Annotated in this window: 28 protein-coding genes and 1 pseudogene; 6 read left to right on the top strand and 23 right to left on the bottom strand. The window is 71.8% G+C overall.

Translation table 11 applies throughout. The features are described 5' to 3' along the window. Positions 1-76 precede the first annotated feature (76 nt). Positions 77-2,164 (bottom strand): HelD family protein, encoded by a 2,088-nt coding sequence (locus OG349_RS19960; protein ID WP_327235895.1) that lies wholly within the window; start codon positions 2,162-2,164, stop codon positions 77-79. 33 nt (positions 2,165-2,197) lie between these two features. Next, positions 2,198-2,860: a TetR/AcrR family transcriptional regulator gene (locus tag OG349_RS19955; protein WP_327235894.1), complete on the bottom strand. Its 663-nt coding sequence runs from the start codon at positions 2,858-2,860 to the stop codon at positions 2,198-2,200. Between the two features lie 849 nt (positions 2,861-3,709). Between OG349_RS19955 and OG349_RS19950 the strand changes: the two are divergent. Next, positions 3,710-3,965, top strand: a pseudogene (locus tag OG349_RS19950) (ABC transporter permease); the annotation flags it as partial. 110 nt (positions 3,966-4,075) lie between these two features. Here the strand turns inward: OG349_RS19950 and OG349_RS19945 are convergent. The 3 genes from OG349_RS19945 to OG349_RS19935 form a co-directional block, all read right to left on the bottom strand. Then, the gene (locus OG349_RS19945; protein ID WP_327235893.1) at positions 4,076-5,317 is read right to left on the bottom strand and encodes a GNAT family N-acetyltransferase; all 1,242 of its coding nucleotides are present in this window, start codon (positions 5,315-5,317) and stop codon (positions 4,076-4,078) included. A 162-nt stretch (positions 5,318-5,479) separates the two neighbouring features. After that, positions 5,480-6,535: an asparaginase gene (locus OG349_RS19940; protein WP_327235892.1), complete on the bottom strand. Its 1,056-nt coding sequence runs from the start codon at positions 6,533-6,535 to the stop codon at positions 5,480-5,482. A gap of 76 nt (positions 6,536-6,611) precedes the next feature. After that, complete coding sequence (locus tag OG349_RS19935) at positions 6,612-7,274, bottom strand: RsiG family protein (protein WP_327238633.1); 663 nt, start codon at positions 7,272-7,274, stop codon at positions 6,612-6,614. A gap of 264 nt (positions 7,275-7,538) precedes the next feature. Between OG349_RS19935 and dtd the strand changes: the two genes are divergently transcribed. After that, positions 7,539-7,976 (top strand): D-aminoacyl-tRNA deacylase, encoded by a 438-nt coding sequence (gene dtd, locus OG349_RS19930; protein WP_161306926.1) that lies wholly within the window; start codon positions 7,539-7,541, stop codon positions 7,974-7,976. A gap of 55 nt (positions 7,977-8,031) precedes the next feature. Here dtd and ygfZ read toward each other — a convergent pair whose 3' ends face one another. From ygfZ to OG349_RS19900, 6 genes are all read right to left on the bottom strand, one after another. Continuing rightward, a complete protein-coding gene (gene ygfZ / locus OG349_RS19925; protein WP_327235891.1) occupies positions 8,032-8,997 on the bottom strand; it encodes a CAF17-like 4Fe-4S cluster assembly/insertion protein YgfZ in 966 nt (321 codons plus the stop codon). Between the two features lie 53 nt (positions 8,998-9,050). Next, a complete protein-coding gene (locus OG349_RS19920; RefSeq protein ID WP_327235890.1) occupies positions 9,051-9,491 on the bottom strand; it encodes a Fur family transcriptional regulator in 441 nt (146 codons plus the stop codon). An 87-nt stretch (positions 9,492-9,578) separates the two neighbouring features. Continuing rightward, positions 9,579-10,151 (bottom strand): FABP family protein, encoded by a 573-nt coding sequence (locus OG349_RS19915; RefSeq protein ID WP_161306923.1) that lies wholly within the window; start codon positions 10,149-10,151, stop codon positions 9,579-9,581. A 297-nt stretch (positions 10,152-10,448) separates the two neighbouring features. After that, positions 10,449-11,423 carry a hypothetical protein gene (locus tag OG349_RS19910; RefSeq protein WP_327235889.1) on the bottom strand — a complete coding sequence of 325 codons (975 nt, stop codon included), beginning with the start codon at positions 11,421-11,423 and terminating at the stop codon, positions 10,449-10,451. After that, positions 11,420-12,241: a hypothetical protein gene (locus OG349_RS19905; RefSeq protein WP_327235888.1), complete on the bottom strand. Its 822-nt coding sequence runs from the start codon at positions 12,239-12,241 to the stop codon at positions 11,420-11,422. The genes OG349_RS19910 and OG349_RS19905 overlap by 4 nt, the downstream gene beginning before the upstream one ends. Next, complete coding sequence (locus tag OG349_RS19900; protein ID WP_327235887.1) at positions 12,238-12,978, bottom strand: hypothetical protein; 741 nt, start codon at positions 12,976-12,978, stop codon at positions 12,238-12,240. Before OG349_RS19900 ends, OG349_RS19905 begins: the two co-directional genes overlap by 4 nt. 108 nt (positions 12,979-13,086) lie before the next feature. On the opposite strand from OG349_RS19900, the gene OG349_RS19895 reads away from it, so the two are divergent. Beyond that, the gene (locus OG349_RS19895) at positions 13,087-13,485 is read left to right on the top strand and encodes a DsrE family protein (RefSeq protein ID WP_327235886.1); all 399 of its coding nucleotides are present in this window, start codon (positions 13,087-13,089) and stop codon (positions 13,483-13,485) included. Positions 13,486-13,527: 42 nt separating this feature from the next. Here the strand turns inward: OG349_RS19895 and OG349_RS19890 are convergent, their stop codons facing one another. The 7 genes from OG349_RS19890 to OG349_RS19865 form a co-directional block, all read right to left on the bottom strand. Beyond that, positions 13,528-13,809 (bottom strand): DUF3099 domain-containing protein, encoded by a 282-nt coding sequence (locus OG349_RS19890; RefSeq protein WP_327235885.1) that lies wholly within the window; start codon positions 13,807-13,809, stop codon positions 13,528-13,530. A gap of 144 nt (positions 13,810-13,953) precedes the next feature. Continuing rightward, complete coding sequence (locus OG349_RS19885) at positions 13,954-14,241, bottom strand: DUF1416 domain-containing protein (RefSeq protein WP_161309662.1); 288 nt, start codon at positions 14,239-14,241, stop codon at positions 13,954-13,956. 28 nt (positions 14,242-14,269) lie between these two features. Continuing rightward, positions 14,270-15,109 (bottom strand): sulfurtransferase, encoded by an 840-nt coding sequence (locus OG349_RS19880; protein WP_327235884.1) that lies wholly within the window; start codon positions 15,107-15,109, stop codon positions 14,270-14,272. A 163-nt stretch (positions 15,110-15,272) separates the two neighbouring features. Continuing rightward, positions 15,273-15,353 (bottom strand): putative leader peptide, encoded by an 81-nt coding sequence (locus OG349_RS34855; RefSeq protein ID WP_356429407.1) that lies wholly within the window; start codon positions 15,351-15,353, stop codon positions 15,273-15,275. A gap of 121 nt (positions 15,354-15,474) precedes the next feature. Further along, positions 15,475-15,666: a DUF397 domain-containing protein gene (locus OG349_RS19875; RefSeq protein WP_327235883.1), complete on the bottom strand. Its 192-nt coding sequence runs from the start codon at positions 15,664-15,666 to the stop codon at positions 15,475-15,477. Further along, complete coding sequence (locus OG349_RS19870; RefSeq protein WP_327235882.1) at positions 15,663-15,863, bottom strand: DUF397 domain-containing protein; 201 nt, start codon at positions 15,861-15,863, stop codon at positions 15,663-15,665. Before OG349_RS19870 ends, OG349_RS19875 begins: the two co-directional genes overlap by 4 nt. Beyond that, the gene (locus tag OG349_RS19865; RefSeq protein ID WP_327235881.1) at positions 15,860-16,711 is read right to left on the bottom strand and encodes a helix-turn-helix domain-containing protein; all 852 of its coding nucleotides are present in this window, start codon (positions 16,709-16,711) and stop codon (positions 15,860-15,862) included. Before OG349_RS19865 ends, OG349_RS19870 begins: the two co-directional genes overlap by 4 nt. Before the next feature lie 163 nt (positions 16,712-16,874). Here OG349_RS19865 and OG349_RS19860 point away from each other — a divergent pair, with 163 nt between their 5' ends. After that, a complete protein-coding gene (locus OG349_RS19860) occupies positions 16,875-17,330 on the top strand; it encodes an ATP-binding protein (RefSeq protein WP_327235880.1) in 456 nt (151 codons plus the stop codon). A gap of 12 nt (positions 17,331-17,342) precedes the next feature. Here OG349_RS19860 and OG349_RS19855 read toward each other — a convergent pair whose 3' ends face one another. From OG349_RS19855 to OG349_RS19835, 5 genes are all read right to left on the bottom strand, one after another. After that, on the bottom strand, positions 17,343-18,389 hold the full coding sequence (locus OG349_RS19855) for a hypothetical protein (protein ID WP_442806276.1): 1,047 nt from the start codon (positions 18,387-18,389) through the stop codon (positions 17,343-17,345). Positions 18,390-18,678: 289 nt separating this feature from the next. Further along, positions 18,679-19,431, bottom strand: coding sequence for an LmeA family phospholipid-binding protein (locus OG349_RS19850; RefSeq protein WP_327235878.1), 753 nt, complete (start codon positions 19,429-19,431; stop codon positions 18,679-18,681). A gap of 733 nt (positions 19,432-20,164) precedes the next feature. After that, positions 20,165-21,376, bottom strand: coding sequence for a hypothetical protein (locus OG349_RS19845; RefSeq protein WP_327235877.1), 1,212 nt, complete (start codon positions 21,374-21,376; stop codon positions 20,165-20,167). A 901-nt stretch (positions 21,377-22,277) separates the two neighbouring features. After that, the gene (locus OG349_RS19840; RefSeq protein ID WP_327235876.1) at positions 22,278-22,532 is read right to left on the bottom strand and encodes a MoaD/ThiS family protein; all 255 of its coding nucleotides are present in this window, start codon (positions 22,530-22,532) and stop codon (positions 22,278-22,280) included. Between the two features lie 183 nt (positions 22,533-22,715). Beyond that, entirely contained in the window at positions 22,716-23,570 is an 855-nt protein-coding gene (locus OG349_RS19835) for an alpha/beta hydrolase (RefSeq protein ID WP_327235875.1), read from the bottom strand. Between the two features lie 284 nt (positions 23,571-23,854). Here OG349_RS19835 and OG349_RS19830 point away from each other — a divergent pair, with 284 nt between their 5' ends. Continuing rightward, positions 23,855-24,772, top strand: a complete 918-nt coding sequence (locus OG349_RS19830) for a response regulator transcription factor (RefSeq protein ID WP_442806275.1) — start codon at positions 23,855-23,857, stop codon at positions 24,770-24,772. Between the two features lie 24 nt (positions 24,773-24,796). Continuing rightward, positions 24,797-25,819: a LacI family DNA-binding transcriptional regulator gene (locus OG349_RS19825; RefSeq protein WP_327235874.1), complete on the top strand. Its 1,023-nt coding sequence runs from the start codon at positions 24,797-24,799 to the stop codon at positions 25,817-25,819. Positions 25,820-25,859 lie beyond the last annotated feature (40 nt).

The raw sequence follows: 25,859 nt of genomic DNA, 5'->3' as shown, positions 1-25,859 counted from the left end.
CCCGCGTCGCTTCGTCCATCCCAGTCGTATTCACGCGGATCAGCTTCAGATGTCAACCGGACTCGAGGTCAAGCCGTCAGCGTCCGCCCGGCCGACCCAACTCTCCCGGCAGCGGCCGGTGGTGGACGATGTCCAGGCGCGACACCGCCCGCGTCAGCGCCACGTACAGGCGGTGCAGCCCCCGCGCCTCCGCCCCGGCGATCGCGGCCGGTTCGACCAGGACGACGTGGTCGTACTCCAGGCCCTTCGCCGCGCTCGCGGGGAGCACGGTCACCCGGGCCGCCGTGGTGCCGAGTTCGTCGGCCGTCGCCGTGGCGATGCCGGCCGCCGTGAGGGCGGTACGGAGCCGGTCCGCCTCCGGGCCGTCCGCGATGACGCCCACCGACCCTTCGTGGGCGAGCGCGGTACGCACCGTACGGACCACAGCAGGGACCAGCTCCCCTACCTGACGGATCGTCAACTCGCCATCCGAACGCAGCGATCGTGACGGCGGTACGTCGACCTCCAGCGCCCCCAGCAGCCGGTTGGCCAGCTCCACCACCGCCCCCGGCACCCGGAAACCGACGGTCAGCGGGACCACGGCCGCCTCCGGCCGGCCCAGATGCGCGAGGAGTCGGGGCCACGAACGCGCCGCCCACGGCGTCGTGCCCTGCGCCAGGTCGCCCAGCACCGTCAGCGAACCGAACTCCGCGCGGCGCGCGATCGCGCGGCACTCCATCGGGGACAGGTCCTGCGCCTCGTCGATGACCACGTGGCCGTATCCCTCGGGACGCTCGATCAGGCCCGCGAGTTCGTCCAGCAGGACGAGGTCGGCCGCCGACCAGGGCAAGGCCTTGGCCGTCCGCGCGGACGGCACGCCCCGGCGGGGGCGGTGGAGGGCCCGGCGTTCGGCCGCGCCGAGGATGCCGTCGCACGGACCGTCCGGCGCCTCCGGGTCCGCGAGCAGCGCCGCGAGCACCTCCTCGGGGGTCGCCTTCGGCCAGACCCGGTCCAGATACGCCGTGACGCCCCGCGACGTGCTCACCTTCCGCGCCCACTGCGCGGACCGTGGCCCCGCCCGGCGTTCCGCCTGGAGCTGGAGCGCCCGGACGGCCCGGCTGCGGACCCGTTCCCGGCCGGTGGCGTACGGCGGGGCCTCGGCCCGTACCGTGTCGACGATCCCCGCCAACTCCTCGACCTCGAGCCGCCATTGGTACGAGCCGTCCGGGACGGTGAGCGGTTCGGCGGGCGCCGACACCCTCCCGTACAGCGCCCGGCGCAGCACCTCCGCCATGCGGGCGTCGTGCTTGACGGCGGCCGCCGCCTCGGAGTCCTCCGTACGCACCGGGTGGCGCGCGATCTCGTCGCGGACGGTCGACTGCCGGACGCCGATCTCGCCCAGGGCGGGCAGCACTTCGGAGATGTACGCGAGGAACGTGCGGTTGGGGCCGAGGATCAGCAGTCCGGCGCGCTGGATCCGCTGCGGGTAGGTGTAGAGCAGGTACGCGGCCCGGTGCAGGCCCACGGCGGTCTTTCCGGTGCCGGGGGCGCCCTGGACGCAGACGGAGCGGCCGAGTTCGGACCGTACGAGCTCGTCCTGTTCGGGCTGGATCGTGGCGGCGATGTCGCGCATGGGGCCGACGCGCGGGCGCTCGATCTCGCCGGTGAGGATCGCGCTTGTGGGGACCGCGCTGCCCCCGGTCTCCGGCATCGCCAGCTGCTCGTCCTCCAGGCTGGTCAGGTCCTCCGGCTCCCCCTTGCTCCACGGCGCCCAGCCGAACCGCCGCCGGACGGCGACACCCTGCGGGTCGCTCGCGCTCGCGCGGTAGAAGGCGCGCGAGACGGGGGCGCGCCAATCGACCACCAGGGGTGGGGCGGAGGGGTGTTCGCTGATCCGGCGGCGGCCGATGTGGTAGCTCTGCCGGCTGTGGTCACCGGCCGCACCGTCGAAGTCGAGGCGCCCGAAGAAGAGCGGGCTGTCGGGTTCGAGGCGCAACTCCTTGGCGCGGCTGCGGAGATGGCGCCCGAGCACCTCGGCGTCGGCGCCGGAGGCGAAGGCGTTCTCGCCGGTGACGACCTGCTGGGCCGCGTCGTCGACCATGCCGGTCAGGGCGGTGCGGCAGGTCTGGTGGTAGGTCCGTTCGCGGTCGAGTTCGCGGAGGAGGTCGGGGTCCGGGGCGGTCATTCCACCAAGGATAACGCAACCCGGTAACATATTTTACTGAGTATCGCTCGCCCTGTCCGGCGGGCTGTCGGACGGGCTGTCCGGCAACCCGGTGCGCAGCCGCCCGAACGCCAGTTCCGCCGCCGCGACCGCGTCCGGGTAGACGTCGTCGGCACTCTCGCCCGCCGCGACGCGGCGCCAGTTCTCCAGCGCGAGGACGCGGAGGACGGCGACGATCTGCCCCGCGCTGAGCGCCCCCCCGATCCCGCCGCCGAGCGCGGCGGCCAGCGCGGCCTCGCTGCGCTGCTGGTACCCGTACATCCGGGCGACGAGGCTCGGCGTCCCGTACAGCAGACGGTGGAAGGCGAGCACCTCCGGGTGGTCACTGAGCCCCGTGACGGGGTCGCGGCGATCGAGCCCGTCGAGGAGGTGCCGCCGGAGCGCCTGGAGCGGGCTTGTGCCGCCGGCCCGGCCTGTCACGACGCGGGCGGGCTCGTCCTCGTGGTCGGCGAAGCGGTGGAGGGCGAGGTCTTCCTTGGTGGGGAAGTAACGGAAGAGGGTGGGCTTGGAGACGTCGGCGGCGGCGGCGATCTGGGCGACGGAGACGCGGTCGAAGCCGTGCGCGAGGAACAGCGTGATGGCGGTGTCGGAGATGACCTGGTACTGCCGCGCCTTCTTGCGTTCGCGCAGGCCGAGGTCTTGGTCGTGGCGGTGCATGTGCCCGAGGCTACGCCGGTGTTCGTTGCGCTTACTGCTTGTCCTCAATCGCCGGACGGGCTTGTTTGTGGCGTCTGCCCGGTGCGCGGGCGCGGCTTACTGATGTCCTCAATCGCCGGACGGGCTTGGGTTTGTCGTGGTGACGGGGGGCGGGGCCTGCGGAGGTACGTATGTCCGGACTGCATGTTTTACGGCGCCTCAGGAGCTCGCATAGTTCACCGGTAGTCATGCGCCACAAAACACGCTTTACGTCCGGACACACGCACCTCCTCCGACCCCACCCCCCTCACGCCGAGGGTGAACTCAACGACCCCGCCCGCCCGGGACGCCTCCCCTCTGCCCGGTGGACGGTGCCGCTTACCAACGTCCTCAAACGCCGGACGGGCTGGATGGTGCCCCTGCGCGGTGCGCGGGTGCGGGTCACTGCGTCCTCAAGCGCCGGACGGGCTGGAGTGTGCCCCCTGCGCGGTGCGCATGCGCGGGTCAAGGATGTCCTCAAGCGCCGGACAGGCTTAAAGACCGGAGCGGGCCGGGTTGTTTGACGCGGGCCTGGAAGGGGGACGGGCAGGGGTCGTGTCCGGAACGTAGAGCGTGTTTTGTGTCGCGTGGCGAACCCGAACCAAACAAGGTCCCGAACGCGACGTAAAACATGCAGTGCAGGACACGACCCCTGCCCGGCCCCCGGCAACAACCCGCACCCAGCCCACCGGGCCGCAGCGGGCACAACCAAGCCCGTCCGGCGATTGAGGACAACACGAACCGCAACCCGGTCACCCAGACGCGCGGCCCACCGACCCCGACCCCGGCCCCGGCCCCGCGGGATTCGGCTCCGCCACCACCGCGGTCGGCGTGAGCGCGACCGGCCTCCTGCTCGCGTTCGTCGTGGCGGTCTCCTGGCTCTCCGCGGCGGCGGGCCTGCTCGCCAAAACCCCCCTACCCGAGCAGCGCCTTCGTCCCGATCGACACGATGCCCACCTGGCTCCATGCCTTCGCCGACCACCAGCCGGTCGGCTCGACCCCGTGGACGGCCCTGGCCTGGTGCGGGGGAATCCTGGCAGTGGCGACGGCGATGTCGGGGACCCTGTTCAGGACCCGGACGGCGTGAGCGGTCCAGGGGCGGGGACAGGAGGGGTCCAGGGCCGGAGGCGGGAGTGGTACGGCCCCCGCTTCCGTGCGCCGCGCGCGGAACCGGGTCCGGAGGACACCCCCTCGGACTCAGAAGACGTCCGGGCACCAAGGGCGTCGTGGCGTGTGGAAGAGGAGGTCCGTCCGGGCGGCGGCGTCTGTGGTTTCCTCCGTCAGGGTGCCCAGCGCCGCCAGTGTCGCCGCCGATTCGTCTCCCAGGTACAGCGCGCCCAACTCCCGTACGTCCAGCACCACATCCGGCGACTCCGTGGTCGGCGCGCACACCGCGCCCGTCGGGGAGGCGTCCAGGCGGAAGCGGCCGGAGGCCAGGTTCGCGATGTCCAGGACTTCCAGGACCAGCGTGCCGGGGGCCGCGTACGTGCGGGCCTCCAGGGCGCGTACGACGTCGAGAATCCGTACCCACAGGAAGTCGGCGTGCGTGACGACGCGCGCCGCCCGGGGGTCCGGCAGGAAGCGGGTCACCAGGTCGTCCGGGGCGCGGTGGCCCGTCTTCACCGTCGCCACCCAGTCTATGGAGCAGACGAACTGCCACAGCGCGCGCTCCGCCGCCGGCGTCAGCGCGATCAGGCCCTGCACCGACGCGGTGCTCAGCGGCGTCTTGGCGTCTCCCCATACGCCGTCCGCGGAATACCGGACCATGCCTTCCACTTCGCCCGTGGCCGAGCGGTACACCGCGTAGTACGACTCGGTCTGGGGCACGACCCAGGGGTCCAGGCCCGTCTCCCTGCGCCACCAGCGCTCGTCGCGGTCGATCGCGCCCGGCTGCGTGACCCGGAACCGGTCGTGGAGTTCGGGGCCGATCTTCCGTACGTCGGCGATGTCGACCAGGTCGATCCTGCCGCCGTCGTCCGGGCCGGACCTGTGGGGGTCGAGTCCCGTACGCGCCACGTCGATCGCCCACTCGGTGATCCACGTGGCAGGGCCGAAGCCGAACCGCCCGTAGATCGGGTACTCCGCCGCGATCAGCGTGGCCACCGCGTCGCCGCGCTCCTTCGCCGCCGCCAGGTCCGCGCCCATCATCCGGCCGAGCAGTCCGCGCCTGCGGTGGGTGGGGGAGACGGTCACGTTCGAGATCGCGTCGGCCGTGAGCGTGGCGCCGCCCACGACCGTCAGCTCCTGTGTGAACGACCGGAACGTGGCGACGCAGCGGCCCTCGTCGAAGGCGCCCAGCGTGCGGGTCAGGTCGGCGGTGGCCCGTCGCGACGCCACGACGTCGTCCGCCGAGACGGGCGGCCGCAGGAATCCGGTGTTCAGGGCGCGGTGCCAGTCGGGAAACTCGGCTTCGGTGACGGTGCGGACCTCAAGGCTCATGGATCTCACGCTATGTCGTTCACCCGATCGGGTGCACGTGGATTTGAATCGGGTGGATTTGAATCAGGTGGATTTTGAATCGGGTGCACGTGGATGCGATCCGGCCAGGCGGGCCGCCGCCGCCGACCTCAGAACGCCGTCCCTCTCAGAACGCCGTCCCCCTCAGAACGCCGCCCGCACCGACCCCACCTCCACGCCCCCGCCCAGCAGCGGCGCCCGCCCGATCCGTTCCCGTACCTCCGCCGTCACCCCCAGCAGCTCCAGCGCCCGCGCCAGGACCGGCCCCAGCGCCCGGATCCCGCCGTCGTCGATCTTGAAGGCCAGCGCGCGGCCGTCCGGCAGCGCCACCGCCTGGACCGCCTCCGCGCCCATCTTCGACAGCGCCCCCGGCACCCCCCGCATCAGCCAGGTGTCGGACCGGCGGGTGCCCGCCACGTACTCCGGGTGCGCCCGCATCGCGTCCGCCACCCGCCGCTCCGCCGAACCCGGGGCGGCGAGCACGAAGTGGCGGAAGGAGCGGGCGAGGCCGGTGAGGCTTATCGCCATCAGGGGGGCGCCACAGCCGTCCGTACCGGTCGCCGCGACCCGTTCGCCCGAGACGTCCTCGACCACCGTGTGGACGAGCCGCTGGAGCGGATGGTCCCGGTCCAGGTACGTGTCGGTCGGCCAGCCGTTCAGGGCGCAGGCGGCCAGCATCGCCGCGTGTTTGCCCGAGCAGTTCATGACCACCCGGTCCCGCACCCCACCGGCGGCGAGAAACGTTTCTGCTTCCACCTGGTCCAGCGGCAGGTCCGGCGGCGTCCGCAGATCGGTGACGGTCAGTCCGTGCTCGGCGAGCATCGTCCGTACGAGATCGAGGTGGAACCACTCGCCCGAATGACTCGCGGCGGCCAGCGCCAGCCGCTCCCCCGCCAGGTCCAGCCCCGCCCGCAGCACGGCGGCGGCCTGCATCGGCTTGTTGCTGGAGCGCGGGAAGACCGGGACGCCGGGGTCACCGAGCGCGAACTCCACACTGCCGTCCGCCGCGAGCAGCACCAGCGTCCCGCGGTGGTGCCCCTCGGTGAATCCGGACCGTACGACCTCGGCGAGGACCGGCGGCACCTCGCGCGGGGCGCCCGGGGATACGGCGGGGGCGCCGCCCGGCGACACGGCCGGGAATACGACAGAGGTGCCGCCCGGTGCTGTTGCCGGGGGTACGGCGGGGGTGTGAGACGTCATCGTCGGCCTTCCGTGACGGAGTACGGTACGGACGGACCCCGCCGGCGCGGCCTCGTGAGCCTTCGACCGATCGGTCTTACGTCAGCAGGTCGTCCACTTGTGCTTCCCCGTCACGGTACCTGCGTGCGATCTCCCCGATGCAGTCGTCCGCCGTGCGCTGGAGCTGGTGACGGCGGCGCGAGATCTGCTGCTCGTTGCGGACCAGCCGCCCCATCGCGCTGTGCAGTTCGTCGTCCGTACGGGCCTCCAGGTCCGACAGCTCGACCTCGGCGAGCGTCTCCGCCGCCAGCAGCCGGTACTCCTCGCTGCGCGGAGTGGAAAGCGTCACATGCCGGGCGGACGAGCGGTGCCGGGAGGGCGCGTCGGCGAGGATCTCGGAGAGCCTGTCCACCACGGACGTCCCGGGGACGCGGTCCACGACGGGTGTCTCGGGCGCGGTACGGCGCGCCAGCTCGGCCCGCAGGATGTCGATGCGCCCCTGGAGCAGCCGCCGCAGGTAGCTGAGGTCGGCCTCGTCGCGCTGCGAGTCGCGGCGCAGCGCGCGCAGCTCGGGCAGGCGCAGCACAGTGAAGTCGTACGGCCGGGGGGCGGGCAGGACGCCCTCGCCGCCGGCCCGCTGGACCGGGGGCCGCCCTCCCGAGTGCCCGCCGGGGTGACCACCGGTCTGCACCGCGCCCCTGACCGGGCCCGCGACAGGACCCGTCCCCGGCCCCATACCTGGACCCACGCCCGGACCCATGCCCTGACCCGCGTGCCCGCCGCCGCCCAGCGGACCGCCCGCCTGGCCGCCCACCGCCCTGGCCGCGGGGCTGCTGCCCGTACCGCTGGTGGTGCGGGTCCTCGGTACGGGGCCGGACGGCTGCCCGGCGCCAGATGTACTCGTCACGCGTACTCCCCATCCCTCGACCGGTGCGCGAGCGCACCGCCTCCGAGCATGGTGCCACTCATGCACCTGCACGTGCGGGCACTCTGCACCCGTTCGGCCCCCGCTAGATTGGTCGTCATGCGAGCGGTGGTGCAGAGGGTCGACGGCGCGAAGGTCTCCGTGGTGACGGACGCGGGGACGGAAACCGTGGGCGAGATCATCGGTGAAGGCCTGTGTGTGCTGGTCGGAGTCACCCACGAGGACACGGCGGAGAAGGCGGGACAACTCGCCCGCAAGCTCTGGTCGATGCGGATTCTGGAGGGCGAGAAGTCCTGTTCGGACGTGAACGCCCCGCTCCTGGTGATTTCGCAGTTCACTCTCTACGGGGACGCCCGCAAGGGCCGCCGCCCGACCTGGAACGCCGCCGCGCCGGGACCGGTGGCCGAGCCGCTGGTCGACGAGGTGGTGGCGCGGCTGCGTGAGCTGGGGGCGACGGTGGAGACGGGCCGGTTCGGGGCGGACATGCGGGTCTCGCTGACGAATCACGGCCCGTTCACGGTGCAGCTGGAGATGTGAGGCGGGGCGGACCGCACGAGCAGGTCGCTCAGGCGGACCGTACAAAAGAGATCGTTCAGACCTCCACGACCGCTTCCTGCGCCGCCGCCGTGTCCCCCGCCATCAGCTCCGCGTCCACCGGCACGTTCCGCTTGATCAGGGCCAGCGCGATCGGCCCCAGCTCGTGGTGGCGCGCCGACGTGGTGATGAAGCCCAGCTGCCGCCCCTCCGCGCCGTCCGCCGCGAGCCTGATCGGGGTGCCGTGCCCCGGCAGCAGGACCTCGCTGCCGTCCAGGTGCAGGAAGACGAGCCGCCGCGGCGGCTTCCCCAGGTTCTGGACGCGCGCGACGGTCTCCTGGCCCCGGTAGCAGCCCTTCTGGAGGTGTACGGCGCTGCCGATCCACCCCAGCTCGTGCGGGATCGTCCGGTGGTCGGTCTCGAAGCCGAGGCGCGGCCGGTGGTTCTCGACGCGCAGGGCCTCGTACGCGAGGATCCCGGCCAGCGGCCCGTGCGCGGCGGCGTAGGCCTCCAGGTCGGCGCGGGGCAGGAACAGGTCCCGGCCGTACGCCGTCTCCCGTACGGGGGTCCCGTCCGGCACCTCGGCGATGGAACCGGCCGGCAGGTGGACGAGAGCGATGTCGTCGGTACGGTCCACGACCTCGACCCGGTAGAAGAACTTCATCGACTCCAGGTACGCGACGAGCGCCTCGCGCGTGCCCGGTTCGACGTGCGTCCAGGTGGTCGTACCGTCGTCCACCAGGTACAGGGCGTGCTCGATGTGGCCGTTCGCGGAGAGGACCAGCGCCTCGGTCGCCTCACCCGGGGCCAGCTCGCTGACGTGCTGGGTGAGCAGCAGGTGCAGCCAGGCCAGCCGGTCGTCGCCGGTGATCGCGACGATCCCGCGGTGGGAGAGGTCGACGAGTCCGGTGCCGTCCGCGAGCGCGCGCTGTTCTCGGAACAGGTCGCCGTAGTGGGCGGCGACCTCTTCGTCCGATCCTTCTGCGGCGACGGCTCCGGGCAGGAACAGCAAGGGGCTCTTCATACCGGTAAGCGTACGACTCGCCGCCACCCCGTGTCCGGGGCGAGGGCGGGTGGCTACGACTCCGGACCGGGAGCCGGCCTGGCCGCGCAGTCGGCGCAGCGCCCGAAGATCGCGAAGTGCTTCATGTCGGTCGTGAAGCCGTGGTCCTCGCGGAGTTTCCTGGTGAACTCGGCGGCGATCGCGACGTCCGCCTCGATCACGTTCGTACAGTCCCGGCAGACCATGTGGATGTGGTGGTGGCGGTCGGCGAGGTGGTACGTCGGAGCGCCGTGTCCCAGGTGGGTGTGGGAGACCAGGCCCAGCTCCTCCAGCAGCTCCAGGGTCCGGTAGACGGTGGAGATGTTGACGCCGGAGGCGGTTCTGCGGACCTCGGAGAGGATGTCGTCCGGGGTCGCGTGCTCCAGGGTGTCGACGGCTTCGAGGACAAGCTGGCGCTGGGGCGTCAGCCGGTAGCCGCGCTCGCGCAGGTCACTCTTCCAGTCGGTGCTCACCACGGGACCAGTGTAGGCGGGCGGGAGCCGCTTGTGGCTGGTCCCAGGAGCCCCGTACGCGGCGACCCGTATCTACTTGAAGACCCGTATCTACTTGAAGAACGCGATGCCGTCGTCCGGCAGGTCACCGAGATCCTTGGCCCAGGCCGCGACCTGGTCCGGGGTGACGACCTTCTTGAGGTGCGCGGACATGTACGGCCGCAGCGGCACCTCGGGCGTCGCCTTCTCGCCGACCCACATCAGGTCGCTCTTCACATAGCCGTAGAGCCGCTTGCCGCCGCTGTAAGGGCTGGCGGCTGCGGTACGGGCCACCGCGTCGGTCACCAGGTCGATCTGCGGCTTCTGGTCGGCCAGCTCGCCGTACCAGATCTCCACGACACCCTGGTCGCGGACCATCACCACCTCGACCTTGCGGTCCTTGTCGATGCGCCAGAACCCGGACTCGGACTCGATGGGCCGGAGCTTGTTGCCCTCGGCGTCGAGCGCCCACGTGTGCGAGACGTACTCGACGAAGTCCCTGCCGTCGTGGCTGAACGTGACTTCCTGGCCGAAATTGGCCTTCTCGTCCCCGGGGAAGTCGAACACGCCGACGCCCTCCCAGCGGCCGAGGAGGAAGGCGAGGGGGACGAGGTCCGGGTTCAGGTCGGACGGAATCTCGATCATGAGCGGCTCAGGCGATCTGTAGAGGGCAGTGGCTGGCGGTGACAGAGGCGGTGAAGGGCGACGGCGGCCGGGTCCGGAATCCGGACGTCAGCTCTGACCCTGGTACAGCTTCTTCACGACCAGGACGGAGAAGGCGAGCACGCCGACGCAGACCAGGACCAGCAGGGCGGTGAAGACGTCCTCAAGCACGGGTGCTCCTCGGAGAGCGGTGGGGCGGTACGGACCGGGCCCCAGCCTAATGGGTGGCGGCCCGGTCCTCTCCCGGAGGTCCCTGAGGTGCGGGGAGCGGCGGTCGCCTCAGTTGAGCAGCTGGTCCTGGAGGATCAGCGTCTGGTGGAAGGGCACGGCGGCGGCGCGGCCCTTCTTCACCGGCTTCTCGTGCAGGACGAGCGCGAGGGTGTCCCCGGCCCTGATGTACGCCTGGCGGGTCTGGACGGAGCCGTACGGTTCGATCTCCTCGTACGCGTACACGGAGGCCTCCAGTCCCGCCCCCTCCTGGGTCCAGCCCTCGTCCAGCCGGCCTCCTGACCCGTTCTTGAGCGGGACGCCGAATTCCAGCCCCTGGTCGAGTTCGTCGGCGACGAACGCGTCCGTGAACGCCGTCGACGGGAACGTCAGCAGGTAGACGCGGGAGGAGGTGCCGTCCGGCATGGTCCAGCCGCGCGCGGCGATGTGCCGGAGGCCGGCGTCGCGCAGGGCGACCAGGAGGTCGGACCGCTCGTCGTCGTCGAGTTCGTACTCGGAGAGGAACCGCTCCTCGCTCACCCAGCCGCCGTTCAGCTTCTTGTCGGCGACGGCCCCGGCCGGGGCGGGCAGCAGGAGCGCGCGGGAGTCGGCGTGGTGGATCTCGCCCGCGTTGTTGCCGCTGAACGGGCGGGGGGCGTCGGCGGGCAGCGCGGGAAGCGAGAGCTTCGGGTACTGCCAGCGCCCGTCGCTCTTGGTGGCCAGCCCTGGTACGTCCTGGCGCTCCGCGTCGCTGATGCCGTACGCGATCCCGCCACCGAGCCCGGCGAAGACGAGGACAGCGACGGTCCACCGGGCGACGGCGCGGAGGGCGCGGCGGGGCGGGCGGGGGGTGAGGGGCGGCTCCTCGGGGGCGGGCTGCGGCTGTGGCTGCGCGGGCACAGGCTGCGGCGGCTCGGCCGGAGCGGCCTCCTCCGTAGGCGGTACGGCAGTGGTCTTCGTCGCCGTCGACGGTACGGCTGCGGTCTCCGTCGCCGTCGACGGTACGGCTGCGGTCTCCGCCGGGCTGTCCGTGATCTGCTCGGTCATACGTACGTCCCCGGGGATGCGATGTGGTCGAGCTGCTTCCGCACGAGATCGGCGATGGCTGCCGCGTCGAACGGCTCGGAGCCGTGGGCCACGACGCTGACCATCAGGTCGTCGTCGTACGCCACGCACTCCATCCCTTCGAGGTCGATCTCGCCGCTCTTGGGCGCGAGGAAGCACCTGGCCTTCTTGTGCCCCTTGACGGCGGGCCCCTTGCGGGCATCGGGGCGGTAGGTCTGGGCCGTGTACCAGTCGTGGACGAACCCGCGGTTCGACATCCGTACGAGATAGATCTCGGCGGTGGCGTCGGACCCGTCAGCGGCGTACGACCGGGTGCCGATCCCCTTGACGCCCAGCTTGTCGATCTCCTTCTCGAAATCGCGGCGCACGGCGCCGGACAGGCCCTCTCCGATGGTCTTCATGAGGGCCGTCGCCTGTTTGGCGCTGAACTCACCGTCGTTGCCGAACTCCCCGACGTCGGGCCCGAGCGCGTAACCGATCGGGACCGGCAGCAGCTTGCGGCCGAGGGCGGTGTCCGTACGGCCCTCGCCCGCTCTGACGGCCGGGTCCTTGTTCTCCGACTCGTCGTCGCTGTCCTCGTGGGACCAGAGGGTGGTGGGCGCGGTCCTGTCCGCCGTGTCCACGGTCCTGCTGGTGTACGTGATCCCGCCCGCGACCGCGCCGAAGACGAGGACGGCGGGCAGGGCGACCGTGACAAGGCGCCGCACGCGGCGGCGGGGCGCGGGGCCGTCGGGCTTGGGGACAGAATCGGGCTCGGGAACGGGAACGGGAACGGAATCGGGCTTCACTTCGTCGTTCACAGGCGCTCCAGCTGCCGCTCGGCCAGCGTGCGGATTTCCTTCTTGCTGATCGGCTTCGTGTCGAAAAGGTTGATGTCGAGCATGATGTCGCCCCGGTGGGCGAGCGCGCGGGCCTGGTACAGCGTCATGAAACCGGGCTTCTCCTGCGGCTTGAAGACGAAGTACCGGCCGTTGCCGCTGCCCTTGATCGGATCGCCCGCGTTGCCCGCCGCCCGCTTCGACTCGGTGGTGACGAACTGTCCGCTCGCGTGCTCCAGAGCACCGTTCTCGGGCCCGGGACGGAACTGGACGAGGGAGACACTGCCCTCGCGGTACTCGCCCTGTCTCCACGCCACCCCGGCGACCCGGCGGAAGCCCTGCCGCAGCAGCAGCTCGAACATGTAGTCCTCGCTCTCGAATTCGAGCGCGTACGCGCTGAGCTGCATCCAGCCGTCGCTGATCAGAGAGTCCTCGGCTTCGCGCGACCCCGCCGGCTTGCTGATCAGCAGCTCGCGCAGGTCCCTCTCCCGCCTCACCTGGCTGTCCTCCGCCTCGGACAGCGCCTTCACCTTCGTCCCCGCGGGCAGCGCCTTGGCGGGATAAGCCAGGCCCTCCTGGGAGAGCGGCGGGAGCGCGGTCGGCGCCCGGTCCGCCTGGATCGTGTATCCGGTCGCCGTACCCGCGACCACACCGAGCAGCGCGGCCACGCCGACGATCAGAGTCGTACGGCCACGGCGACGCGGTGGCTTCGGTTCCAAAAGAAAGTCCCCCCACACAACCTCGGTCGCGGGTTCCATCGACCCGCGCACAGAGCTGACCTGCGAAGGGACGCCCTGGTTGTGCGCCGGAAGATTACAGTTCGGCTCATGGAACCGGTGAGAACGCCACAGACCGCACAGACCGCGCAGAAAACCCTTGTGATCAAAGTGACAGCAGGGGCGGACGCGCCCGAGCGCTGTTCCCAGGCCTTCACCGTGGCGGCGGTCGCCGTGGCCAGCGGGGTGCGGGTCTCGCTGTGGCTGACGGGCGAGGCCGCCTGGTTCGCCCTGCCCGGCCGGGCTGCGGAGTTCGAACTGCCGCACGCCGCGCCGCTGCCGGACCTGATCGAGTCGATCCAGTCCGCCGGGGAGATCACGCTGTGCACGCAGTGCGCGGCCCGGCGTGACATCACGCAGGACGACGTCCTGGAGGGGGTACGGATCGCCGGTGCGCAGGTCTTCGTCAGCGAGATCATGGTGGACGGGGTGCAGGCGCTCGTCTACTGACGGCCACTGACGGCTACTGACGGCTACGGACAACAACGCCCGTCAGCGGCGCCTCTTCGCCTTCGTCCCCAGGTCCGTCCACGAGTCGTCGTGCCCGTCGGGCTTGTTCGGCTCGTCGTTCCTCGGTGGCTCGTCCCACCAGCGGTCGTCACGGCTCCGGCTGTTGCCGACGATCGCCGCGACGGGCGGGATGACCATGGCCACCACACACATTCCGATGGCCGCCGGGATCGACCAGATCCGCACGAAGGACCAGGCGGAGACGAAGAGGATCAGGCATCCGCCCATGAGCACGAAATAGCCGCGACGGCGTCGCGTGTACATGCTTTCAGCGTACGACCGGAGGGCGCCGGGCGGGCCGGTCCGGAGGGTGCCGGGCGCCGGACGGCGCGGAGGGCCGCACCCCTTCCAGTGGCGTCCAACCCCCTGGGGTGCGGCCCTCCGGCCGGTCGATCCGTTGCGCGTCGCTCAGACCGCGATCGCGACCTCCGAGAGGCCACCCGTCTGCGCGACGACCGTGCGGTCCGCCGTGCCGCCGGGGACGAGGGCCCGTACGGTCCACGTTCCCTCGGCCGCGTAGAAGCGGAACTGTCCGGTCGCCGAGGTCGGGACCTCGGCGGTGAACTCGCCGGTCGAGTCCAGCAGCCGTACGTAACCGGTGACGGGCTGGCCGTCCTTGGTCACGGAACCCTGGATGGTGGTCTCACCGGGCTTGATCGTCGAGGCGTCGGGGCCGCCGGCCTGTGCTCCACACATACGTTCAGTCCTTACAGGTCGGGACGGATTACTTGTTGGCGCCGAGCTCGATCGGCACACCGACGAGGGAGCCGTACTCGGTCCACGAGCCGTCGTAGTTCTTGACGTTCTCGACACCGAGCAGCTCGTGCAGCACGAACCACGTCAGGGCCGAGCGCTCGCCGATACGGCAGTACGCGACGGTGTCCTTGGCGAGGTCGATCTGCTCGTCGGCGTACAGCTCCTTGAGCTCGTCGTCCGAGCGGAACGTGCCGTCGTCGTTGGCGTTCTTCGACCACGGGATGTTGCGCGCGGTCGGGATGTGGCCCGGGCGCTGCGACTGCTCCTGGGGGAGGTGCGCGGGGGCGAGCAGCTTGCCGCTGAACTCGTCGGGCGAGCGCACGTCGACCAGGTTCTGCGTGCCGATCGCCGCGACGGCGTCGTCACGGAAGGCGCGGATGGCGGTGTTCTGGGCCTTGGCCTTGTACGAGGTCTCGGCGCGCTGCGGCACGGCCTCGACCAGGTCGCGGGAGTCCAGCTCCCACTTCTTGCGGCCGCCGTCGAGGAGCTTGACGGAGTCGTGCCCGTACAGCTTGAAGTACCAGTACGCGTAGGACGCGAACCAGTTGTTGTTGCCGCCGTACAGGATGACGGTGTCGTCGTTCGCGATGCCCTTGGCCGAGAGGAGCTTCTCAAAGCCCTCCTGGTCGACGAAGTCGCGGCGGACCGGGTCCTGGAGGTCGGACTTCCAGTCGATCTTGACGGCGTTCTTGATGTGGTTCTTGTCGTAGGCCGAGGTGTCCTCGTCGACCTCGACGATGACAACCTTCGGGTCGTCGATGTGGGCCTCGACCCAGTCGGCGTCTACCAGGACGTCACTGCGGCTCATGCTGTTCTCCTCCGGGGCAGTTACGGCGAGATGGTGCGGTGGTGCGGTGGTACGGGGAGCGGCTTCCGGGCACGGGGCGTGGAGGCCTGCGTACGGCGCGTGGGGCCCTGACGGGGCGCGCGAGGGCCCGGGGAATGCGGGGAAACCTAGAAGAAAGGCCCGCTCAGAGGGTGCGACAGAGCATGGCGGAGACGCGGCACAGGTCCACTGCCCGCCGCTTCGTGAGGTCCGCCTGTCGCTTCATGGTTCCGATCGTAGGTACGTCCTGCCGGACATGTCACCGCCGTGTCACATGGCGAGACGCGATCGCCCACCATGCGAGACAAAATCCGATGACCCCAGGAATCCCGGGGCCAACGGATCACTCAATCGGGCGGAACGGTGAGATGGCCGGTGAAGGCGGTCCACGCGGTGGGCGACAGAACGAGACGGCCGAGCCCGGTGCCCTTGGAGTCGCGGACAAGAACGGCGTCGGGGCGGGCAGCGACCTCGACGCAGTTATCGCCGCCGCTGCCGCTGTAGCTGCTCTTGAACCAGTCCGATTCGACCGGTGTCACAGCGCTTCTTCGCGCGAGCCGCTCACGTAGGCGGTGAACGCGGTCCACGCGGTGGGTGACAGGGCGAGACTGCCGAGCCGGGTGGCCTTGGAGTCACGCACGTGCACGGTGTCGGGGCGGGTGGCGATCTCGACGCAGTTGTCTCCACCGGTGCCGCTGTAGCTGCTCTTGAACCAGTCGAGTTCAGTACTACTCATAGCGCTCCTCGGAGTTGCCTCAGCAGGCTGATGGACGCGTCAGGGCTGAGAGCCTGCCCACGCATCTTCCCATAGCGCTGGAGCATCCCACTGACCCGTTTTCCCTCTGTGATAAGGACGCTGCTGTCATGGCTCTCGGTGTAGCCGACCCACCGGTTGTCCATCGTCTCGGCCAAGTACAGAGAGCCGTCGAGCCCCGCGTGTTCCCGCTGCCGTAGGGGCATGATCTGTAGCTCCACATTGCGCAGATGCGCACGCTCCAGCAGGTGGTCGACGAGATACCCGGTGACCTCGCTGCCACCCGTCTGCCGCTCGATGACCGCCTGCTCGATGACAAAGCTGTACGCCGTGTTCGCCTTGTCGGTCAGCATCCGCTGCCTCTCCAGGCGGGCGGCGGTCTGCGTGTCCACCTGCTCGTCGGTCCACGGCGGTAACCGGCTCCCGAACACCGCCCTGACGTACGGCTCCGGCTGCAACAGGCCCGGAATCACCCGGCACTCGTACGCGTACAGCGACACCGCCTCTTCCTCGATCCCCGCCCACTGCCGGAACCAGCTGGCCAGCCCCGCCTTGCGCGTCAGGCTGCGGCCCGCCGCCTCCAGGACGCGGCCCGCCACCGGGCCCAGGATGTCGCCGGCCCGGTCGACCAGGCCCCTCGGCGGGTAGCGCTTGCCCTGCTCGATCTTGGCGATGTACGGCACCGAGTACCGCACCAGGGGTCCGAACTCCTCCTGGGTCAGGCCCGCTTCCGCGCGCAGCGCCTTCAGTACGGCGCCGAAGGTCCGGAGGCTGTCCGACAGTTCGGCCTCACCGCTCGTCCCGCCACCGCCACCGCCGATGTCCACCATGCCGACCGCCTCCCACTCTCCCTGCCACCGCTGCGCGCGTGAAACCTGAATCATCATCATTACGCAGAGTCACCCACCCAGTCCACCGAGTGAGGCGATACAAGCGGGCTTGTATGGGTGGCGTACCTGGGGGCCCGGCGGCCTCACCAGCACGCTGGGACGCATGACAGCACCGCATCCCCAAGCGTCCCTGTCCGTGGGCGCGTTCACGCAGCGGTTCTCCGCCACCCGCCGCGGCGCGCGGCTCGCGCGGGTTCTCGCCGCGCATCAGCTGGACGCCTGGGGCGTCCCGTACGACTCCGAGGCGTCGGACGCCGTCGCCCTGGTGGTCGCCGAACTGGCCGCCAACGCCGTCCGGCACGGGCGCGTCCCCGGGCGGGACTTCGCGTTACGGCTCACGTACGACGGCGGCGAGGGCCTCGTACGGGTCGAGGTGTCCGACACCCATGACGCGCTGCCCCGGCTCTCCGTGTGGGACCCGGACGCGGAGGGGGGTTGGGGGCTTCGGGTGGTCGACGCGCTGGCTGTGCGCTGGGGGACGAGTGGCCGTACGGGTCCGGGGAAGACCGTGTGGGCGGTCTGCGCGCTGGCGGACGGGGCGGGTGCCGGTCTCGCCTGACCGTTCGCCTCGTCAGCCGACTGCCGCCAACTCCCGCCCGGCGCCCGGCGGGCAGTCGCGACAGCGGCCTGGTTCAGCCGCACGGAAGGGGCGTTCGCACGGGCCGTCGCAGGTCTGCCACGGCAGGACGACGGCCTGCGGAGCGATCGGTGGTTCGGGCAACGAGGGGAGCCCCGTGGGGACTTCCGTCAGCCGGAAACCCAGAATGCGGGCCGGGCGGGCCCGTAACCGCTCGGGAAGGTTCGCCGTCAGCGCCTCGGTGATCTGTTGGGCGTCCAGGCCCTGGCCGAGCCATTGGCCCACCGCCGGGGCGAGTTGGGCGACCTCGCGTCGGGACAGGACCAGCCGACGGTCGCTGATGCGCAGCGAGGCGAGGATCAGTTCGGCTTGAGGATCGGCCTCCTGGTCGGCCTCCTGGTCGGCCTCGTGATCGGCCTCGTGATCGGCCTCGTGATCGGCCTGCGGATCGGCCCGCTGTTCCGCCCGCCGACCCGCCCGCTGATCCGTCCCCCGATCAGTTTCCGGGAGCGGTACGACCGTCACCGTCACCGGCGCGGGCGGTCGGGGCGGTGCGGCCGACGGGGTGGGGGCGGTAGGAGGCGCGACCTTCGCGGTGCGGTCGACAGCGACCGGCGGGCGGCCGGAAGGCGGCGGCGGTGACGAAGCCCGACGGGCCGGGGGACGGGCGGCGCGCGGTCGGCCCTGCCCTGGTACGTCATACGCGAACGTGCGCGTGTGAACCCGGCCACCGGGACCGCGTTCGCGGCGCCGCTCCAGATATCCGGCGGTCTCCAGTTCGCGCAGAGCGCGGGAGATCAGGATCTCGCCCTCGGTGAAGTGCTTGCACAGCGCGGCGATGGACACGGGAGCGCCGTCGGGCAGCGAGAGGATGTAGGCCGCGACGCCCACGGTGACCGCGCTCCCGGGGCGCTGCGCAAGGGCGTTGGCGATCACCGTGAAGTTGGCGGTGAGCCGGGTGCGCACATGCAACACGCCGGTCGTCGGTGGTGTCGTACCGGTGGACGCGCGCCAAGTCGCGTTAGAATCCTGGGTATCCATCGGGAAGGGCTTACTTCCTGATCGGTGAGGCTCCCGGCCAGGAGGGCTAGTCCCGGCCGGGAGCCGTCAGTTTGTTTGGGGGCTGTCGGCGTGAACGTAACCGCCTGTGACCCCCGGTCGCAAGCGCGTCACCCGTCCGAGTGACAGCGGCACCGCGCCCGACCTGGGGAGGGGAGGGAGGGCGGGTCAGTTCTCTCTCACCGAGTCCTTACAGGGAGTACGCGCCCCACCGGGACCCTGTCCACAAGGTCCCGGTGATCCGGCCACCTGCCACCCGCCGACGGGTCGCTCAGCCCGTGAGGGCGACGTTCGTGCCCGTACCGGAGAAGCGGAGGCCTTCCTCCGTCGCGCTGACCTTGTCGAGCGTGATGCTCGTCGGCAGGCCGTCGATCTTGAGGTCGTACGAGTCGACCAGGCCCTTGATCTGGTCGTCCAGACCGGGGATCGGCAGTTCGCCGACGTCTACGGCCTCGAACGTGGCGGTGTTGCCGCCCTTGAGCGCCGCCGTGCAGTAGACGGTGATGTCCTGCCCCTTGAGCGCGCCGGCCACGACGTCGGGGACGGGGATGTCCGCGCCCTCCAGGATGTCGGTCGCCGGGCCCGAGACCTTGACCTGGCCCTTGGCGGCGCGTTCGGCGCCCGCGTAGCCGATGGTCGCGCCCTTGGGCGCGGTCCTGGCGAGGTCGGCGTACGAGACGCGGGCCGAGCCGTCGGCCTCGCCGACGGTGGCGGAGGAGAAGCTGCTGTCGAACGCGACATCGCGCAGCTTCGCGCGGACGTCGGTCACCTTGACGGTCCGGCCGTCCGCGGTGGCGTCGAGGCTGCCGAGGCTGATGTCCACCTCGTCGAGCGAGGAGCCCACGACCTGGGTCAGGAAGGGGAAGCCCTTGATGGAGACCGTGGGGGTGGAGCTGAGTCCCTGGCTCGTCCTGAGTTTGTCGGCGACCTGTCCCTGGGCGAAGTACACGGCGGCGCGGTCCGCGGCGACGAACAGCCCTCCGAAGATCACGACGAGTATCAGCAGTATTCGCAGTGCGCGCATTGCTCGGTTTCCCCCACCCTGATGGTGCTCTGTTCGATTCCGGCCCCCCTGACGACCGTGAGCGTAACCTCCGGCCGGAAGCGCTCTCGCCGGAGGGATCGACGTCGGGCGCGCGCGAACGGTTCCCCATGGGTCCGCCTGTACGGGGGAGTTGGCCCGGCCGCACACAGCGGGCGCACAGGGGGGACACAGGTGGGGGGAGCGCACGGGCGACTCGGCGACCAAGCGGCGGGGTCGGGCGCGGGAGGCTGATCGTCGCCGGGGCGGGCGGCCTGGGCGGGGGGGCGCCGCCGGTGGCGAGGGCGGCGCGGAGGCGCCCGCCGCGTGGCGGGACCGGTGGCGCCCAGGGCGGCGCCCAGACCGAACCGAAGGCAGAGGCGGCCCAGTGAGGGGGGCGGCACTGAGGCGCGGTCGGATCGGCGGCGGCCGAAGCGGCGCCGGGGCCACGACCGAAGGCCCTGGGGTACCGAGGCGGGGTCCGACCGTTGCCGGGGCCCGGTGGTAGGGGGCGGACCCGATGGCGGGGCGCGCGCCGAGGCGCCCGAAGGCGTGGCCGGGTCGGTGGCGTCCGGACCGACGCCGGGGCCGGGCCGGGGCCGGGCCGGGGCAGGCCCCGGTGGGGTCACGACCGGCGGCGGGCCGTGGCCGGACCACCGTCACGCTGGGCCCGGCTCCGGCGCTCCGCGCGGGCGCCGCCTCCCCCGCCCGGAGTCCGGCTCTCCGAGCCCCGGGCTCAGGACAGCGCGCGGCCCAGCAGGTACACCGCCGGGGCGGCGGCGGTGAGGGGGAGTGCGACGCCTGCCGTCATGTGTACGAAGCGCGAGGGGTAGTCGTAACTCGCCGCGCGCAGGCCGATCAGCGCGCACACCCCCGCCCCGAGGCCGAGCAGCGCGCCCTTCGCGCCGAGGTCCGTCAGCCCGCCCGCCACGACTCCGGCGCCGGTCGCCGCCAGCAGGGCCACCACGACGGAGACCGCGCCGGGCAGCGGCAGCGCACGCGCGACGGTCGCCACGGCGACGGCGATCGCGCCGACGACCACGGCGTCCGGGACGGCCGCGAGATGTCCGGTGGCCAGGATGGCGAGGGCGGCGGAGGCGACGGTGGCCATCAGGCCCTGCATCCGCTCGTCGGCGCCCGCGTGGCTGCGCAGTTGGAGTACGAGCGTGAGCAGCACCCAGATGCCGAGCGTGCCGAGGATCGCGGCGGGGCCGTTCTCCTTGCCGACGGTCAGCAGGACGATGTCGGAGACCAGCCCGCCGAGGAACGCGAGTGCGATGCCCTGGCGGGCCGGCCACATGCCGTTGAGCCGGAACCAGCCGGCCGCGGTGACGGCCTGGAGCAGGACGAGCGGGACGAGCAGCGCGTACGGGCCGAGGGCGGCGCCACCGGCCAGGAGCAGCCCGAGCAGCGCGGTGAGCCCTGCGGGCTGCATGCCGGGCGGAATGATGGGCGACCGCCCCTCGGCGCGGGCGCGCTGGGCGTCGGTGATGCGGGCGTTGCCCAGGGTGGTGGGCGGGCTGTACCCGTCGGCGACGGACGGGGGCGCGGATGCGGCCTGGGGGCCGCCCTGCCCGAACGCGTCGAAGGCCCCGTCGCCCTGCGCGGGCGCGGCAGACGCGGCGGGATACCCGGCGCCCCCGGCGCGGCCTCCGGACCCGGGGTACCCGATGCCCCCGGACTGCCCGGCGCCCCCGGGAAGCCCCGCAGGCCCGGCGTGTGCCCCGGACCCGGCATATCCGTTGGACCCCACGTGCCCGCCAGCCCCGGCGTGAGCCCCGGACTGCCCGTATCCATCGGACCCCGGGTATCCGGGAGACACCCCGCGCCCGTTGGAACCCGCAGGACCGGCAGACCCCGCGTGAGCCCCCGGCCCGGCATATCCCTCAGGCCCCGGGTACGCGCCAGATCCCGTCCGCCCGTCAGGACCGGCCTGCGCGGGAGACACTCCGCGTCCGTCGGAACCCGCGGGCCCCGCGTGGGCCGCAGGCCCCCCGTATCCGTCGGCCCCCGGGTACGCGCCAGATCCCGCTTGTCCGCCAGATCCCGCCTGTCCGCGAGACACCCCGCGTCCGTCCGAACCCACAGGCCCTGCGTGGGCCGCAGGCCCCCCGTATCCGTCAAGCCCCGCTTGCGCGGGAGAACCGGCCTGCGGGCCGGGGCCGGCAGGGCCCCCGTATCCGGCGGACGCCCCTTGGCCACCAGGCCCCGCGTGCGCCGCAGGCGGTACGTAGCCGTTGGGGTTTCCGTGCGCGGGAGACGGCCCGTGTCCGTTCGGGCCCGGGTGGGCGGCCGGGCCGCCGTGGGCCCCGGGGCCGGTGGCGCCTGGGTGTGCACCCGGGCCGGTGGGGCCTCCGTGTGGGCCCGGGGTCGGGGGCCCGTAGCCGTCCGCGCCCTGCGCGGAAGCCGCCGGCCGTGGTGCCTGGTGGCGGCCCCGGCGCCGGCCCTGGGGCTCGTACGCGGGCGGTGTTGCGTCCGGGGTCTCCGGGGGCTGGGGGTACGCGCCCTGGGGTGGCAGGTACGCCGTGTCCGCGGCGGGCTGCTGAGGCTGGACGTGCGGCTGGTACTGAGTGTCCCAGGTCTGGCCCTGCCAGGTCTGCGACGCGGGCGCCGCCGACGCGGGTCCCGCCTGCTGCGGTTCGGCCCAGCCCTCGCCCTGTCCCTGGCCGTGCCCCTGGCCCTGGCCCTGCGGGGGCGACGCCTGGTCCCCGGGCCCGGTCCCGTACGGGGTCCCCGCCGGCGGCTGGTCCTCGTACCCCGGCCGGTACGGCTCCTGCGGGTACGGCCGGCCGTACTGGTCGTACCCCGGTCCGTACGGGTTCTGCTGATCGTCGCTCATGCTGTGCGGTTCACCCTCCTGCGAACGGCGGGAGCACCTCGACCGTGCCGCCCTCGGCAAGCCGTACGGTCTCATGCCCGCGGGTGCCGACGGCGGCGCCGTCCACCAGGAACGAGCATCGCCGGAGCACCAGGGCCAGCTCGCCCGGGTGGTTCAGCCGGGCTGCCGCGAGTGCTTCCGCCAGGTTGTCGGCGGTGTACGGCTCCTCCGCGGTGCCCGCGGCGGCCTTCGCCGCGGCCCAGTAGCGGATCGTGCCCGTTGCCATGACGGCTCTCCCTTCCAGTCCGGTTCGGTCGGTCCTTACGTCGGGCCGCTCGCTGCTTCGTCAGGCCGGTCGGTCCTTCGTCGGGCCGGTCGGGCCGTCACTCTGCGCGCGTCGGTCGCCGCCGGCCCCGGCCGCTCGCACCCGGCCGCCCGGTCCCCGGCTCTCCATGATGGACGAACCCCCTCACCGCTCCGGCACCAGCCACCCCCCGATACGCCCCAGCAGCGCCTCGTCCGCCGCGTTCTCCGCGTGGCCCATGCCCCGCTCCACCCACAGCTCCGCCGGGCCCGCCGCGGCCAGCATGTGCGGGTGGTCCAGCGGGAAGTACGGGTCACGGTCGCCGTGCACGAGCAGCAGCGGGGTCGGGGCGATCAGCGGGATCGCTTCGGTCGGTGAGAGCGGTACGGGGTTCCACTCCCGGTCATGGATACGGGTGCGGAATCCCACGCGTCCCACGAACCGGCCGGTCGGCCGCGTCACCACCCAGTGCAGGCGGCGCATCGGAGCCGTACCCCGGTAATACCAGCGAGCGGGAGCACTGACGGAGACCACCGCGTCCGACTCCGCTTCCATGCGCCCCCCGTGCCGCCCCCCGTGCAGCGCCGCGTGACGCAGCACCACCGAGCCTCCCATCGAGAAGCCGACCGTGACCACGCGCGTGTGACCGAGCGACCGGGCCCACTCCACCGCCGCCACCACGTCCAGCACCTCGCGGTCGCCGACCGTCGAGCGCCCGCCGGACGCCCCGTGCCCCCGGAAGGAGAACGTCACGACGGCCGCCCGGCGTGCGAAGACCCGGGCCGCGCGGCGGATCGCGGGCCGTTCGAGTGATCCGGTGAAGCCGTGCGCGACCACGATCGCCGTACCCCCGAACCCCTCATGATCCGCGGTCGAATCCTGGGCGAAACCCGCTGTACACGGCTCGTACATCACGTCAAGAGGCACCCCGTCGGCCGTCCTGAGGATCTTGCGTACGACCCCCGGAGGGGTCGGGGTATCTGATGAACTGCGGTATCGACCCTCTTCCAAGGCGCACATGTGGGCTATTCTGCTGCGAAGAGGATCCGGGCAACGTAGCCCCCGGGTCCTTTTGCGTTTCCCGATCGTTGTTACAGACAGATGTCACAGCGTGACGAACGCAGCATTACGAACACCGCATGAAGAACAGCGCACCACCAGCAGTGCCGCATACGTCCTCGCAGGGACCGAGGAGGAACCGACGTAATGGGCAAGCGAACCGTGTACGACCCCAGCAGCACCTCGTACGAAGCCAGGTACGAAGCCAGGTACGAAGCCAGCTCCACCGGGGCAGGTGAGCGGCGATGAGTTCTCTGCTGCTCCTGACCAACGCCCTCCAGCCGTCGACGGAGGTGCTCCCCGCCCTCGGACTGCTGCTCCACAACGTGCGGGTCGCCCCCGCCGAAGGCCCCGCTCTCGTCGACACCCCCGGTGCCGACGTCATCCTGATCGACGGCCGCCGCGATCTCCCGCAGGTGCGCTCGCTCTGCCAGCTGCTCCGCTCCACGGGACCGGGCTGCCCGTTGCTCCTCGTCGTGACGGAGGGCGGCCTCGCGGCCGTCACCGCCGACTGGGGCATCGACGACGTCCTGCTCGACACGGCGGGTCCCGCCGAGGTCGAGGCGCGGCTGCGCCTCGCGATGGGCCGCCAGCAGATCTCCGCCGACGACTCCCCGATGGAGATCCGCAACGGCGACCTGTCGGTGGACGAGGCCACCTACAGCGCGAAGCTCAAGGGCCGGGTCCTCGACCTGACCTTCAAGGAGTTCGAGCTGCTCAAGTACCTCGCGCAGCACCCCGGCCGGGTCTTCACCCGCGCCCAGCTGCTCCAAGAGGTATGGGGGTACGACTACTTCGGCGGTACGCGGACGGTCGACGTCCACGTACGGCGCCTGCGGGCCAAGCTCGGCCCCGAGCACGAGTCGCTGATCGGGACCGTACGCAACGTGGGTTACCGCTTCGTCACCCCGGAGAAGGTCGAGCGGGCCGCCGAGGAGGCGAAGGCGAAAGCCACCGCCGCGCTCGCCGGGACCCGAGCGGACGCCCGTACCGACGCCCGTACGGACACCGGCGCGGAGAACTCCGCCGAGGACCGCGCGGATCGTGGGGACCACCGCCAGAACCGTCGTGCCGAGGAGCCGCGGCACAACGGAACGGTCAACGGGACCGCCGACGCGCGCTATGCCGAGAGGGAAGCTGCCGGACGGCCTGCCAAGAGGTAGGTCACCACGCGTAGACTGCCGCGCGTGGCCAAGGTGACGCGGGACGATGTGGCACGACTGGCGGGGACCTCGACCGCGGTCGTCAGCTATGTCATCAACAACGGACCCCGGCCGGTTGCCCCGGCCACGCGCGAGCGGGTACAAGCCGCGATCACAGAACTGGGATACCGGCCCGACCGGGTGGCGCAGGCCATGGCCTCACGGCGGACCGATCTCATAGGGATGATCGTGCCCGACGCCCGGCAGCCCTTCTTCGCGGAGATGGCGCACGCGGTCGAACAGGCCGCGGCCGAGCGCGGGAAGATGGTCCTGGTCGGCAACTCGGACTACCGCGACGAGCGCGAGGTCCACTATCTGCGGGCCTTCCTCGGCATGCGGGTCTCCGGGCTGATCCTGGTCAGCCAGGGCCCGAGCGAGCGCGCGGCGGCCGAGGTCGAGGCGTGGGAGGCGCGGGTCGTCCTGCTGCACGAGCGCCCCGAGTCGCTCGACGACGTCGCCGTCGTCACGGACGACATCGGCGGCGCCCAGCTCGCCACCCGCCATCTGCTGGAACACGGGCATCCGTACGTCGCCTGCCTCGGCGGCATGGAGGACACCCCGGCCGTCGGCGACCCGGTGGCCGACCATGTCGAGGGCTGGCGCCGGGCGATGCTGGAGGCCGGCCGCCCGGTGGAGGGCCGGCTCTTCCAGGCGCCGTACAACCGCTACGACGCCTACCAGGTCGCGCTGGGACTGCTGGCGGGCCCCGACCGGCCCCCGGCGATCTTCTGCTCCACCGACGACCAGGCGATCGGCGTGCTGCGCGCGGCCCGTGAACTGCGCCTGGACGTGCCGGGCGAGCTGGCGGTGGCGGGCTTCGACGACGTCAAGGAGGCGGGGCTCACCGATCCCCCGCTGACCACGGTGTCGTCCGACCGGCCGGCGATGGCGCGGGCGGCGGTGGACCTGGTGCTGGACGAGGGGCTGCGGGTGGCGGGGTCGCGCCGGGAACGGGTGAAGCAGTTCCCGTCGGCGCTGATCGTGCGCCGGTCGTGCGGTTGCTCGTAGAGCCGTGGAGCCCCCGGTCCTCATGTCGTAGAGGCCTCGG

Source organism: Streptomyces sp. NBC_01317, from assembly GCF_035961655.1.
Classification (GTDB): Bacteria; Actinomycetota; Actinomycetes; order Streptomycetales; family Streptomycetaceae; genus Streptomyces.
The sequence above is the reverse complement of the archived record's forward strand: the minus strand, read 5'-3'. Positions and strand labels throughout refer to the sequence as shown.

Bases quoted from the DNA above. Each gene is read 5' to 3' on its own strand.
- OG349_RS19895 (WP_327235886.1), top strand. From the start codon at position 13,087: ATGGAACCGGTGAGAACGCCACAGACCGCACAGACCGCGCAGAAAACC.
- OG349_RS19915 (WP_161306923.1), bottom strand. From the start codon at position 10,151: ATGATCGAGATTCCGTCCGACCTGAACCCGGACCTCGTCCCCCTCGCC.
- OG349_RS19945 (WP_327235893.1), bottom strand. From the start codon at position 5,317: ATGAGCCTTGAGGTCCGCACCGTCACCGAAGCCGAGTTTCCCGACTGG.
- OG349_RS19835 (WP_327235875.1), bottom strand. From the start codon at position 23,570: ATGTGCGCCTTGGAAGAGGGTCGATACCGCAGTTCATCAGATACCCCG.
- OG349_RS19885 (WP_161309662.1), bottom strand. From the start codon at position 14,241: ATGTGTGGAGCACAGGCCGGCGGCCCCGACGCCTCGACGATCAAGCCC.
- OG349_RS34855 (WP_356429407.1), bottom strand. From the start codon at position 15,353: ATGAAGCGACAGGCGGACCTCACGAAGCGGCGGGCAGTGGACCTGTGC.
- OG349_RS19960 (WP_327235895.1), bottom strand. From the start codon at position 2,164: ATGACCGCCCCGGACCCCGACCTCCTCCGCGAACTCGACCGCGAACGG.
- OG349_RS19840 (WP_327235876.1), bottom strand. From the start codon at position 22,532: ATGGCAACGGGCACGATCCGCTACTGGGCCGCGGCGAAGGCCGCCGCG.
- OG349_RS19880 (WP_327235884.1), bottom strand. From the start codon at position 15,109: ATGAGCCGCAGTGACGTCCTGGTAGACGCCGACTGGGTCGAGGCCCAC.
- OG349_RS19935 (WP_327238633.1), bottom strand. From the start codon at position 7,274: ATGGGTCCGGGCGTGGGTCCAGGTATGGGGCCGGGGACGGGTCCTGTC.
- OG349_RS19860 (WP_327235880.1), top strand. From the start codon at position 16,875: ATGACAGCACCGCATCCCCAAGCGTCCCTGTCCGTGGGCGCGTTCACG.
- OG349_RS19830 (WP_442806275.1), top strand. From the start codon at position 23,855: ATGAGTTCTCTGCTGCTCCTGACCAACGCCCTCCAGCCGTCGACGGAG.
- OG349_RS19865 (WP_327235881.1), bottom strand. From the start codon at position 16,711: ATGGTGGACATCGGCGGTGGCGGTGGCGGGACGAGCGGTGAGGCCGAA.
- ygfZ (WP_327235891.1), bottom strand. From the start codon at position 8,997: ATGAAGAGCCCCTTGCTGTTCCTGCCCGGAGCCGTCGCCGCAGAAGGA.
- dtd (WP_161306926.1), top strand. From the start codon at position 7,539: ATGCGAGCGGTGGTGCAGAGGGTCGACGGCGCGAAGGTCTCCGTGGTG.
- OG349_RS19890 (WP_327235885.1), bottom strand. From the start codon at position 13,809: ATGTACACGCGACGCCGTCGCGGCTATTTCGTGCTCATGGGCGGATGC.
- OG349_RS19855 (WP_442806276.1), bottom strand. From the start codon at position 18,389: ATGGATACCCAGGATTCTAACGCGACTTGGCGCGCGTCCACCGGTACG.
- OG349_RS19910 (WP_327235889.1), bottom strand. From the start codon at position 11,423: ATGACCGAGCAGATCACGGACAGCCCGGCGGAGACCGCAGCCGTACCG.
- OG349_RS19940 (WP_327235892.1), bottom strand. From the start codon at position 6,535: ATGACGTCTCACACCCCCGCCGTACCCCCGGCAACAGCACCGGGCGGC.
- OG349_RS19955 (WP_327235894.1), bottom strand. From the start codon at position 2,860: ATGCACCGCCACGACCAAGACCTCGGCCTGCGCGAACGCAAGAAGGCG.
- OG349_RS19870 (WP_327235882.1), bottom strand. From the start codon at position 15,863: ATGAGTAGTACTGAACTCGACTGGTTCAAGAGCAGCTACAGCGGCACC.
- OG349_RS19850 (WP_327235878.1), bottom strand. From the start codon at position 19,431: ATGCGCGCACTGCGAATACTGCTGATACTCGTCGTGATCTTCGGAGGG.